General features: G+C 56.5%; 8 protein-coding genes. 6 read left to right on the top strand and 2 right to left on the bottom strand.

Annotated features, from left to right (window positions below):
• Positions 1 to 187 precede the first annotated feature (187 nt).
• Entirely contained in the window at positions 188 to 487 is a 300-nt protein-coding gene (locus GFC01_RS05860; RefSeq protein WP_152945704.1) for a zinc-ribbon domain containing protein, read from the top strand.
• Positions 488 to 967: 480 nt separating this feature from the next.
• Positions 968 to 2,632, top strand: a complete 1,665-nt coding sequence (locus GFC01_RS05865; RefSeq protein ID WP_152945705.1) for a CehA/McbA family metallohydrolase — start codon at positions 968 to 970, stop codon at positions 2,630 to 2,632.
• Between the two features lie 316 nt (positions 2,633 to 2,948).
• Here GFC01_RS05865 and GFC01_RS05870 read toward each other — a convergent pair whose 3' ends face one another.
• Together GFC01_RS05870 and GFC01_RS05875 are read right to left on the bottom strand one after the other, a co-directional pair.
• Complete coding sequence (locus GFC01_RS05870; RefSeq protein WP_152945706.1) at positions 2,949 to 4,628, bottom strand: S-layer homology domain-containing protein; 1,680 nt, start codon at positions 4,626 to 4,628, stop codon at positions 2,949 to 2,951.
• Positions 4,629 to 4,968: 340 nt separating this feature from the next.
• Positions 4,969 to 8,079, bottom strand: coding sequence for an alkaline phosphatase (locus GFC01_RS05875; protein WP_152945707.1), 3,111 nt, complete (start codon positions 8,077 to 8,079; stop codon positions 4,969 to 4,971).
• A 518-nt stretch (positions 8,080 to 8,597) separates the two neighbouring features.
• Here GFC01_RS05875 and lgt point away from each other — a divergent pair.
• From lgt to GFC01_RS05895, 4 genes are all read left to right on the top strand, one after another.
• On the top strand, positions 8,598 to 9,380 hold the full coding sequence (gene lgt / locus GFC01_RS05880) for a prolipoprotein diacylglyceryl transferase (protein ID WP_152945708.1): 783 nt from the start codon (positions 8,598 to 8,600) through the stop codon (positions 9,378 to 9,380).
• A 129-nt stretch (positions 9,381 to 9,509) separates the two neighbouring features.
• Positions 9,510 to 9,797 carry a hypothetical protein gene (locus GFC01_RS05885; protein WP_152945709.1) on the top strand — a complete coding sequence of 96 codons (288 nt, stop codon included), beginning with the start codon at positions 9,510 to 9,512 and terminating at the stop codon, positions 9,795 to 9,797.
• 271 nt (positions 9,798 to 10,068) lie between these two features.
• Positions 10,069 to 12,306 carry an FtsK/SpoIIIE family DNA translocase gene (locus GFC01_RS05890; protein WP_341473782.1) on the top strand — a complete coding sequence of 746 codons (2,238 nt, stop codon included), beginning with the start codon at positions 10,069 to 10,071 and terminating at the stop codon, positions 12,304 to 12,306.
• A gap of 63 nt (positions 12,307 to 12,369) precedes the next feature.
• Positions 12,370 to 12,507: a hypothetical protein gene (locus tag GFC01_RS05895; protein ID WP_152945710.1), complete on the top strand. Its 138-nt coding sequence runs from the start codon at positions 12,370 to 12,372 to the stop codon at positions 12,505 to 12,507.
• Positions 12,508 to 12,764 lie beyond the last annotated feature (257 nt).

Genomic DNA, 12,764 nt, shown 5'->3' on the forward strand with positions numbered 1-12,764 from the left:
AAAAGGTTCCGTATCCCACCATTTTCATACGGGCTCCTTCTGGACAGTTGGCAACGGCCGTGATATAATGTCAGCAAACTGGTTTTGTGGTTACCGGCAAACAACTCTTCTCCTGGGTTCAGGGGGCAGGTGGTTTTGTTTGGGTCCCTGAACCAGTGGCAAATCCCGAAAGGAGAGGAGTTTTTAAATGTCTTATGAGGACAAAGTGCTCACCTGCCGTGACTGTGGTGCGGAGTTTATCTTCAGCGCCGGTGAACAGGCCTTTTACGCCGAGAAAGGCCTGACCAACGAACCCACCCGCTGCCGGGACTGCCGCCGCCAGCGCAAACAGCAGCGGAACGGCTTCCAGGGAGCGGAACGGCAGATGTACGACGCCTTTTGTTCCGCCTGCGGCGCGCCCACCCAGGTGCCCTTCAAGCCCACCGGCCGCAAGCCCATCTACTGCCGGGAGTGCATGGCCAGCAACCGGCGCATGAGTTACCGGTAAAGGTCAACCGGCAAAACCAAATATCATACAGCGCTCTTTTGGACAAATTACCCTGCCCGGATGGGCAGGGCTTATTTGTTTTGTTGCCGATTCATTGGTCATCAAAAACCGGGCACAAGAAGACAGGCCTGAATGTTTTCTTTTTCTAAGGCAGAATAACGGCAAGTATCTACCAGTAGAATTATTTTTTATAAAAAAGGATAAAATGAAAAGCCCTGTTCTTTCGATAATATGTTTATGAGCCTGCTGGAACCATAGAAATAAAGACTTTACATAAACCAGGGCGACGGATGAATACAGGACTATGATGCCATTTATGCAATTTAATCCCTGTTTAACCAAAAAGAAATTGTTATTTAACCTGACTGTTATATTTTAGTAATGTAATTCTCCCCGGTCATTGCCGCAATGCCCGTGGACAAACGTTGCTCAAACAGTTTTGCGGCAGTGCCCGCCAAAAAATTTTAAGGAGGTATCGACGTGAAGCTGAGAGGAAAGATTGCCGCCCTGCTGGCCGTGACGCTGGTGCTGGGAAGCAGCATGTTCCCCCTTCCCGCCCGTGCACAGGGTGGACAGGCACCGGTCATTACCATGGAAGTGGACGTTCCACCGGTGATCCGGCGCCCGGTGCCCTTCCCGGTGGCTGTAACCGTGATGAACAAGGGGGAGGAAAACCAGGATGTGGTGCTGAAAGAGGTCCGCCTGAAGGCCGCCGGCGGGCAGGAAAAATTATTGCACCGGCAGGAACTGAACCAGCCGTTAAAGGCGGTGGGCCGGGAGCTCAGGACCCTCGACCAGGAAAAGGAAAGGGCCGGACAGGGAGACCGGAGCGCAGCGCCGGAGAGACTGGAGCAACTGGCCGGACAGGTGAACCGGGGCAAAAAGGCGATCAAAATTACCGTTGACCCCAATACCCTGGTGGATCATTTCGCCCCCGGGAAAAAGTTGCATTTAAAGCTGGAAGCAGACCTGCTGCCTGCCGATTCCGTTACGCCGGACAAGGCAAATCAAAAGGCGGTAAAAGTAATGGCCCTCACCCGGGAAAAAACCATAACTGTTGCCCCGCCCCTGGAGCGCCCTCCGGTGCCACCGGGAGCCAGCCACAGCGACTGGTATTTCGGTGATACCCATTCCCATTCCACCTACACCTGGGATTACTGGATCGGCAACGGTATCTATACCATTCCGGAGCTGAAATCCCTGGCCATGGCCGCCGGGCTGGACTGGCTCAACCTTACCGACCATTCCTACTGCCTGGATGCCGGCAAGTACCAGGAAATAAAAAACCAGACCACCGCCCTTTGTGATCCACAGTTCTCCTTCCTGTACGGAGAAGAGCTGTCGGTCCGGGAGATCAAGGACGGCACCACCTCTGACCTGGATACGGCCCATTACGCCACCATCCTGAATGAAACTTTTGTCCCTTCGGTGACCAACATTTTCCGCCAGGCTTACTCCCCCAACTCCCAGGAGGGCATTGACCGGACCAAAAATTCCGGCGGTCTGGTGGTGATCAACCACCCCCAGTGGGGCGACCGGCCCCTTGAACCGTGGAACTTTAATTTAAAAACCTATCCCTGGACCCACGGTGAAAACGCCATCGAGCTGATCAACGGCCCCTGGGATGACCCGGACCTGGGTGCCGTGACCCGCTGGATCGAGCAAAGGTTGTTAAAGGGTGAAAAGGTGGCCGCCGTAGGCGCCAGTGACACCGAATCCCAAAACCGCCTGGGCACGGCCATGACCGTTACTTACGCCGGGAATAACACCCGCCAGGATATCAAGACCTCCCTGGCCGGCGGCAAACAGTACGCCACCACCGGACCGGGTCTGGCCCTATGGGCCAGACCGGAAGGGGACTTCACCTGGCACTGGATGGGTGAAACGGTAACCGCCGGTACCGGCCGGCAGGTGGAAATTTACGTAGCCAAAGCCTGGAGCACCGGCAGCCTGGATATTAAGGTAATGAAAGGCCGCGCCGGCGCCCCCTCCGAAGAAACCGTTGACACGCGCACTCTGCCTGCAGGAAGTGATAGCTATACCATAACGGTCACCGTAGACCCCGGCACATACATCCGCGCCTGGGCCGTGGATCCGGCGAACAGCGGCGCCCGGGCCTATACCACGCCGGTGTGGTTTAACTGAGCGCAGGGGCGAAAGTAACGGTTACGTGACGATTAAAACCACAACATTATTAAAATACAGCCGGGGACCCCACCTCTTCATGAGGTGGGTTTTTTCTGTCTCACCGGGGATAGGCTGCGAACTGTTATGTGCAAAGTTGACCGACGACCATTTTCTGAGAAGTTGCCCGAGGAAACAATAATCCCCCGGGTGGAAAAAGGCCCGGGTGCCAGGCGCCCGGGTTACAGACAAGGGGTAGTATTCCAATATTTACTTTATAGAGTTGCAGCAGAATAACGGGCTGCTATAATAAAACCGGGCTTATCCTGAAAGTGGCTTATAATGCGAACGCCCGGTCAATCATGCCTGCTGCTTCGGCCCGGGTTACCGGGGCATCGGGGCGGAAGGTGCCGTCGGGATAACCGCCGACAATACCCTTTTCCACGGCCCGGGCAATAACCGGAGCGGCCCAGTGATCTGGCGCCACATCCTTAAAGGCACCCTTCACACCGGCGCCTTTTTCGCCCAGCGCCCGCAGGAGCATGCTCACCAGTTCGGCCCGGGTTACCTGGCGGTCGGGCTGGAAGCTGCCGTCGGGATAACCGCCGATAACACCGGCGGCAGCCGCCGAGTTAATATGCACCTGTGCCCAGTGTCCTCTCACATCGGCAAACTTACCCGAAACCTCACTGCCGGGTACCGCGGCACCCAAGGTGATCAGTTTGGCCGCCTGACCGCGGGTGAGGTTGTCACCGGGCTTGAACTGCCCGCCGGGGAAGCCGCCCATGAGGTTCTTCCGGGCCATCTTTTTGACCACATTTTCGTACCAGGACCCGGCCGGCACATCCGGGAAGGTTTTACCCTGCTCTTCCACCAGAGCATAGGTACGGAATTGTTTTACGGTCAGGCGGGCTTCCCCGGTGGCCGGGCTGTAAGCGGTGGGCACCGGTACCAGCATGCCGTAGACCGGGTCGGCGTAATAACCGCCCACTTCCGTCCGGAAGGAGGAGGGGCTGGCGTTCAGTTTAAAAATAACGGTAAAAGGCTTGCCACTGCTGGACAGGGCTTTTCCCCCGGCATCCACCGCTTCAATCTGGTAGACTCCCAGCAATCCTCTGGCAAAACGGGAAACCAGCTGGTCCAGGTTCATGTTTCCCACCTGGCTGCCTTCAATGGTTTTAACCGTTACAGTGGCACCGGCCGCCACTGCACCGGCGGGCAGCACCATTTCTACCTTACCGCCGGCCACGGTGATGCGGGTCTCCTGGCCTTCCTTTACCACAGATTTGCCTTCAGTGGTGCCGGGTTGTTCAGGTTTTCCGGGGGGCGTGGTACCACCACCGCCGCCACCGCCGCCACCGCCGCCACCGCCGCCGGTGGTGGTGGAGACGGTAAAGGTGGACTGCCCGGTGGTCCCGCCGCCGGCCACATCAACGGTCCAGGTACCGGTGGCGGCACCGGCGGGCACGGTGAAGGTGAAGCTATAGCTGCCGTCAACAGCCGATCTGGTTTCATTCACAAAGGCCACCCTGCCGTTGGGATCCTTCACTGTGATGCCCACCGGTACATTGTTTTGGGGCACCTTGCCGCTAAAGGTAACCGACTCTCCCGGGCGGACGCTGGACGGAGTGGCGCTGACCAAACCGGCAGCTCCACCCACAGAAAAGGTTTTCTGGACTGCAGCACCGCCTCCGGCCACTTTCACCTCCCAGTTGCCCCTGGAGGCATCGGCCGGCAGGGTGAAAGTAAAGCTAAAGGCACCGTCGGATCCGGTTCTGGTTTCGTCTACGAACCTGACCGCACCGGCCGGATCCTTTACGGTGATGCCCACAGGCACACCGGAAACCTGTTCCCCGGTAACAGTTCCCCTTATAGCCACCTGATCGCCGGGAACAGCACTGTCTGGAACATCAATGGTGATGGCGCCGGAGGCCCGGGCCAGGCCGCAGGCGGCCAGGATAAGCACCGCTGCCAGCAGGCAGGTCAATCCCATCCGGCGCATAACAGAACGCACCATTTGTTATCCTCCTATCTTTAGAAAATAGGTTTTTATGCTTAATGAGAGAATGAACGTTCCCATGGGTAACTCCCTTGAAAAAATAGATTTTCATGCTTTATGGAGGGAACGAACGTTCTTGTTGGGAACTCTTCTTTCTGTCCGGGGAGAATAATGCGCTCAAAAAACGGCCTGTAGCGCAAGCTTTTTGCCCGCACGGTCTTTATACTGGCGGGTCGCCCGCGCCATATCTTTCCCTGGCTGTTTAATGGCTTATTGGAAAAAGTTGCCCGTATCCACTTCAATTTGACTTAGAATTATGGAAGGGGAGGAGTGGAGTGACCGCTCCTCCCCCAGTAGACTAGTTAACGGTTATAGAAGTTTCTACAGGATCAGCCAGTGACTGCCAGGAGGCATTGGTGGACCAATCGTTCCAGAATAACCCTTTTACCGTGTAGGTTCCGCTGGTTGAGGGCTGGAAGAGAACAGAGTATTCGGTATCCGGGCTGCCGGGAACCTGTAACCTGGCGGCGTTTAAGAACACAGGCTGGCTGCCACCCAGAACTTCCAGAATGGCCAGGCCCGGCAGGCTGCCTGCGGCATTGTTCTTCGCCTTCCAGGTAAGGTAATACTGTTTGCCCCGGGTAAGGCCGCCGGTCACCGGCTGGTGATTCTCGTCCCGCACCGCCAGGCCGGTAATGGTGGCCGCACCTGAGGCGGGGGGAACAGTACCCAGGGTAGCCTCCGGGCTGTCCACATAGCCGTCTTTGGTGGCCGTCACCTGATACTGACCGTCTTTGGCGAAGGTATAGCTGGCCTTCCCGCTTACATCGGTGGTCAGCGAAGCCAGGGTCTTGTTGCCTTCCTTCACAGTAACCACTGCTCCCGGCACCGGCATACCCATGGAAGTTACGGTAAAGGTGGCGGGCCGGCCGGCCGTGGCTTCATCATACTGGAGCACCAGGGGCCTGTTCAGGTTCAACAATTGGGCAATCTTCCGGGCGATGTCAGTGTTGTCCATGGTGCCATTGAACAGTTCCGCTCCAGGTCCCTCGGCCATCACCGGTACCAGGGCGGCGGTGTGGTCGGTGCTGCTCCAGCTGTAATTGTTGGGACCGTTATATTTCAGCCCCCCGGTTTCATGGTCGGCAGTGACAATCACCAGTGTGTCTGGATGGTTGGCCTGGAAGTCCAGGGCGGCCTTCACCGCGTCGTCAAAGGCCAGGGTCTCGCCCACCATATTGTCAAAGTCGTTTGCGTGGCTGGCCCAGTCAATCTGGCCCCCTTCCACCATCAGGAAGAAACCGTTGCTGTTTTTGGCCAGCACATCCAGGGCCTTGGCCGTCATTTCATTCAGGTGGGGTTCGGTATTGCCGGGCTGCCGGTCCTTCTCCTGGGTCAGGCCGTTTTTGGGTTCGAACAATCCCAGGACTTTATCACCGGTAACTCTCGCCAGTTCACTGGCAGTACCGGCAAATTGATAGCCTTTGGCGGTAAATTCATTGATCAGGTTCCGGCCATCATTGGTAATGTCGCCGTACTTGGCACCTTTAGTATAGCTGGCCCGGTTGTCGAAGTTATCCCGGCCGCCACCCATAAGCACCTCAATGGGCTTGCCCTTGGCGGCAAAATTGTCGAAATACTGAGCAGCGATGGTATTGAACATATCACGATGCTTTACGTGGGTGGCAAATCCAGCCGGGGTGGCGTGGGCAATCTGGGTGGTGGTCACCAGGCCCGTGGCCAGCCCCTTGTCCTCGGCCAGTTCCACCAGGGTGGGCACACTGGTCTTTCCGTCGGGCAAAATACCCAATACGTTATTGTTGATCTTGTAACCCGTGGCCATGGCCGTGGCTGCCGAAGAGGAGTCGGTGATGGCCGCGTCGGCGGAATGGGTGGTCATCCGCCCGGTGGCATCGTTGACGGTGTCCATATAAAGACTTCCCCGCTCTGCCCGGGCCGCTTTCATGTGCTCATAGCCCATGCCGTCACCAATAAGCAGAACGACTTTCTTGGGGGCTGTGGCAACGGCGGGTTTCACCGTAATTGTGAATTCATCGGTAGATTTATAACCGTCCTTGCTGGCCGCCAGCTTATAGTCACCGGCCGCCGCAAAGGTGTAGCTCGCCTGGCCGTTGACATCGGCAGTGAGGCTGGCCAGAGTCTTGTTATCTTTGGCAGCGTCCTTGACGGTTACAATGGCTCCAGGCACCGGCAGGCCCATGGAGGTCACGGTGAAGGTGGTGGGCTGGCCGGCCACGGCATTGTTGTGCTGCAGCACCAGGGGCCTGTCCAGATTCAGCAATTGAGCAATCTTGCGCGGGATTTCGGTGTTGTCCATGGTACCGCTGAACAGTTCCGCCCCCGGTCCTTCGGCCATGATGGGTACCAGGGCGGCGGTGTGGTCGGTGCTGCTCCAGGTGTAGTCGTTGGGACCGTTATAGTTCAGCCCGCCGGTTTCATGGTCGGCAGTGACAATCACCAGGGTGCCGGGGTGGGTGGCCTGGAAGTCCAGGGCAGCCTTCACAGCCCGGTCAAAGGCAAGGGTCTCGCCAATCATGTTATCAAAGTCGTTGGCATGGCTGGCCCAGTCGATCTGGCCCCCTTCCACCATCAGGAAGAAACCGTTGCTGTTTTTGGCCAGCACTTCCAGCGCCTTGGCCGTCATGTCCGCCAGGTGGGGTTCATCCTGGCCAATGCCCTTATCTAGACGGTCCTGTTCCTGGGTCAGGCCATTGTCAGCATGGAACAGCCCCAGCACCCTATCACCGTTGATTCTCTCCAGTTCACTGGCATTGGCAGCATATTGATATCCTTTGGCGGTAAACTCCTGAATCAGATTGCGGTTATCAGTTTTATCACCATATTTAACGCCACTCGTGTATTTGGCCCGGTCGTCAAAGTTGTTCCGGCCACCGCCCATCAATACTTCAATGGGTTTACCTCTGGCAGCAAAGTTATCAAAGTATTGGGCCGCAATGTTGTTAAACTGGTTCCGGTGGGGCACGTGGGAGGCAAAGCCCGCCGGGGTGGCGTGGGCCATCTGGGTGGTGGTCACCAGGCCCGTGGCCAGTCCCCTGTCCTCGGCCAGTTCAACCAGGGTGGGCACCTCGTCCGGGGTCAGCTGATCGTCGTCCGGAGTCATACCCAGCATCCGGTTCAGGGTTTTGTAGCCGGTGGCCAGGGCAGTGGCTGCCGCCGCCGAATCGGTAATGTCCGCATCCGCTGAATAGGTGGTTACCCGGCCGGTGGCGTCGTTAACGTCGTCCATGTATACGTGGCCGCCTACGGCTGCCCGGGCCGCTTCCATATGTTCAAAGCCCATGCCGTCACCAATGAGTAAAATAACGTTTTTAACCGTCGGTGTGCTGGCCTGGGCCGGCACCACCGGCAGGCAGGCAACCACCAGCGCCAGGGCTATCACCAGGGCCAGAACCCGGCGCAGATCCCTTTTAATGCTTTTGCCATGCAACTTTTCATCCCCCGCTTCCTTAAGTTATAGTTTTACATTTAAATCAAACGCCTTGCACTACCAGTCCGAACCACTTAACACAAACCAGCAAAGTTATTGCCCTTACCCCTACCCTTTACCCCATCACCCCCAGCCCGGGAATAATCCCGGATATTCAGCCGGCACTGACAACTCAGGCCTGTCCCGGCTAGATTATCACATGCTCCTGTTAAAACAGTGTAAGGCACTGGTAAGATGGCTGTTAAATTTTCATTAATCCCATGTAAAGAAAAACTGACGGCAGACATAGTCCCGGAGGCAAACAGCCAAGCAGTTATAACATACGGGGGAATCGGGTTCAGGGTGGATGATTGGGATAAAAAGAGCTGATAGAATCCAGATTGCTGCCGGTACTGGAATTTTGGCCGGGCGGGGAGTATAATGACAGGGAAGTAGTCTATTATTTATCGGATCCGGTTGCCAGCTTTTTTCGGCTCAACCGCCTTCAGGACCAAATTCCCATGATGAGGTGAATTATAATGATCGATCCCGTAGCCATCCACATCGGCCCACTGTCCATCCGCTGGTACGGCATTATCATGGCCACGGCCTTTCTGGTGGGCATAATGCTGGCCACCCGCCGGGCGCAGCAAAACCAGGTGGATCCCAACCATATTCTGAATATGGCCACCCTGATCATTCCGGCCGCCATCATTGCCGCCCGTCTTTACTACGTTATCTTTGAATGGTCCAGTTACCGGGAAAACCCCCTGGAAGCCCTGGCCATCTGGCACGGCGGCCTGGCCATCCACGGCGGTCTCATCGGCGGCACCCTGGCCGGATGGTGGTACGCCCGCCGGCACAGGCTGTCGGTGTGGCTGCTGGCCGATATTATGGCTCCCAGCTTGATTCTGGGACAGGCCATCGGCCGGTGGGGCAACTTTATCAACCAGGAGGCCCACGGGGGACCGGCTTCACCGGATTTCATGGCCCATTTCCCGGAATTCATTCGCCGGCAAATGTTCATCGACGGGCAGTATTACCATCCCACTTTCCTTTACGAATCCCTGTGGAACCTGGCGGTGTTTGCCTTTCTCATGTGGTACTGGCCCCGGAAGCGTTTCACGGGGGAAGTGGCTTACTTCTATCTGGGCCTGTATTCGGTGGGACGATTCTTCATCGAAGGTTTGCGTACGGACAGCCTGATGCTGGGACCTCTCCGGGTGGCCCAGCTGGTCAGTCTGCTTTTCGTCGCCCTGGCCATTGCCGGCATATGGTACGGCCATCACCGGGCGGCCGCGGCGGTGAAGGGACAGGAGTAGGGGGTGTTGGCACCATACCGGAAAGATGGCCACACGGCTACTTTAACCAAAAATTAACCCTTTCGACACTTTATTTTTAACAATGATATTGTATACTGGGCACAATACCAATTCCGGTAGGTGAATTCCATGTATCACGAAATAACCATCGAGGAAGCGGCCAATACCCTGCAGAAAGCCGGGTTAAAAGTCTCCCGGATCAGCGGCACCGGACAGCTGCGCACCGAATTTCCCCGGGGATATTACGTGTCAATTGGTGAACATGTGGCCCGGGAACTGGCGGATCATATCAAAAGGAACCCCCAGATCGATGCCGACCGGATCAGCGAATATTTCCGGGCACGAATTTTTTACGGACCGGCCGTGGCCAACGCCATGTTGCAGCCGGTAGGGAAAACGGTACGCCGTCCGGCCTGAAGTTTTTTCGTCAAACCTTTGGCCCCCGGGAAGCGCCACCATTAACGCGGTCAGGATTTTTACTGTAATGAGGACAAAGGACCGGCGGAATAATCTTTCGCAACTTTTTAGCTCCACACCTGTTATAAGCCACCAAGGCAGTCCCCACCAGACCGGGACTGCTTTGATTTTAGCCGGAAAAAGGGGAACAAACTTGCCTCTTTGCCCATTTTATGGTAAGCTCAAAATATGATGAGAAAAAGCACCTGTTGTCGGACAAGGGGGAACTGTTGTGGCCAAGTCGTTGCGGGATGTGTTGAAATATGAGCTTTGCGGCCTGGCGGTGGTTGCCCTGGCCTTCCTGGGCCTGACCAGTTTGTTCACCCAGGCGGCAGGCACCCTGGGACATTTCCTGGCCCGGGGTCTGTCGGTAACCGCCGGTGACGGCCGTTACCTGCCACCCCTGTTCCTGGCCTATTTCGGGTTCAAAATCATGCGGGAACAGAAATTGTCCGCTTCAGCCACCCGGACATGGGGTTTGTTTTTATTATTGCTCTGCATTTTGATCTTCCTGCACCTGTTTCTCCCGGTGGAGCAGGCATTTTACTCCGGCTGGCAGGGGCATGGGGGCGGAATGGTGGGGGCGGTTTTCAGTTATCTGTTGCAAAAAGCCTTTGGCCGGGTGGGTAGCTACATAATGCTCACCTTTTTCACCCTGGCCGGAATGATCCTGATCACCGGACGGCCCCTGGGCTTTTACCTGTCCGCCATGGGTGCGGGAACGAAAAGGATTGCCCACGGGATCGGCTCACGAATGGCCGGCTTTTTCTTTACCGGAGTCAATGAAGGGAGTTCCGCAAGCATTACCTCCCTGCCGGCTTCCCCGGCACAGCAGAATCCTCCCTCCCTGCCTGCGGTAAACCCGCATAAAGAAGAAACCAGAAGCGGCGACAGGGTCAGGGGACGGAGCCGGCGCAGGGAAGAACGCCGGGAACCCCCGGAAGAGAGCGGAATGCAGGTGGAAATGGCCCCTTTCGCCCTGGCCGACGGCCGTCCTTACCGCCTGCCGTCCACCGGGCTGTTATCCCGGACACCACCCCGGGACAGCTCCCTGCTGGAAAAGGAGATCTCCGAAAAGAAACAGATTCTGGAGCAAACCCTGGCCAGTTTTCATATTCAGGCCCGGGTTACCCAGGTGACAATAGGGCCGGCCATCACCCGCTACGAAATCCAGCCTCCGGCAGGCATAAAGGTCAGCCGTATTGTCGGATTGGCTGATGACATCGCCCTGGCCATGGCTGCCCCCGGCGTACGGATTGAAGCACCCATTCCAGGCAAGGCAGCCGTGGGCATCGAAGTGCCCAACCGGGAAATAGCCACCGTCCATTTGCGGGAACTGCTGGAGAGCAAAGAATTCAACCAGAGATCCTCCCGGCTCACCGTCGTTCTCGGACGGGACATAGCCGGAACGCCCGTGCTGGCCGACCTGGGGAAAATGCCCCATTTGCTGGTGGCCGGCGCCACCGGGTCGGGGAAAAGTGTCTGCATCAATACCCTGATCGCCAGTATCCTTTTTAAAGCCACCCCCGATGAGGTTAAGTTTTTGATGATAGATCCCAAGATGGTGGAGTTAACCACTTACAACGGTATCCCCCACCTGGTTTCACCGGTGGTGACCGATGCCAAAAAAGCCGCCGGGGTTTTAAGGTGGGCGGTAAGGGAAATGGAACAGCGGTATGAAATGTTCGCCCGCACGGGGGTACGGGACATCAAACGCTATAACGAACTGTCCCGGCCGGAAGAGAAAAAGACACCCCAGGGTAACGCGGGTCAGGAAGAGGGACAACCCCATACGGCCCTTCCCTTCCTGGTAATCATTATCGACGAACTGGCCGACCTGATGATGGTGGCGCCGGCCGAGGTGGAAGATTCCATCTGCCGGCTGGCCCAGATGGCCCGGGCCGCCGGTATACACCTGGTGGTGGCCACCCAGCGCCCCTCGGTGGATGTAATCACCGGACTGATCAAGGCCAACATCCCTTCCCGGATTTCTTTTGCCGTATCTTCCCAGATGGACTCCCGCACCATACTGGACATGGGCGGAGCGGAAAAACTGCTGGGCAAAGGAGATATGCTCTTTTTCCCGGTGGGGGCGCCCAAACCAATCCGGGTGCAGGGGGCTTTTTTATCGGACAGTGAAGTGGAAAGCCTCACCGCCTTTTTGCGGGAGCAGGCGCAGCCCGTCTACGACCAGCGGGTGATGGAGGAGCCGCCGGTGGGAGAAGAGAAACCGGGAGGGGAAGAAGAGGAAGACGAATTATTGCCCCAGGCTGTAAAAATACTCATTGAGAACGGCAATGCATCCATCTCCATGCTGCAAAGACGCCTGCATATCGGTTATGCCCGGGCGGCCAGGCTCATAGATATCATGGAACGCCGGGGTATTGTGGGCGGGTTTGAAGGCAGCAAACCCCGGGCTATTTTAATGACCCTGGAACAATTTGAACAAACCTTCGGCCGCACCGGTTGACTTGAGGGTATGATGGTGATACATTGTAATTGGCCGAACTTATAGGTAAGGGAGCGGGTAGCGATGATTGACTGGACCCTTTTTTACGTGGGCATGGCCATTGTCGGTGCAGTGGGTATACTGGCTGCCATCTTTAAAAAGCCCGTTGACCGGATCATGGAACAGGTGGAAGAAAAGGCCTGCGGGCGTAACCCTTATTAAGTATTAAATTACAGGGGAATTCCCGGAAAAGGGAATTCCTTTTTTCGTGCTTTTTCGATAGAACGGGCCGGCAATGGGTGACAGAACGTCCTGTTTAATGTTATACTGTTATGAAAGGACAGGAAACGGAGTGTGATTAATGGGCTTGCCATTTGGCTCAAGCAAAAAAATTACGGCCCTGGTTATTGGCCTGGTGGTCCTGATGGGGGTTGTTTCCGGTTGCACAGGGAGCAAATCCGAACAGGTACCCCCCACCC

Source organism: Desulfofundulus thermobenzoicus (genome assembly GCF_009428905.1).
Taxonomy (GTDB): domain Bacteria; phylum Bacillota; class Desulfotomaculia; order Desulfotomaculales; family Desulfovirgulaceae; genus Desulfofundulus_A; species Desulfofundulus_A thermobenzoicus.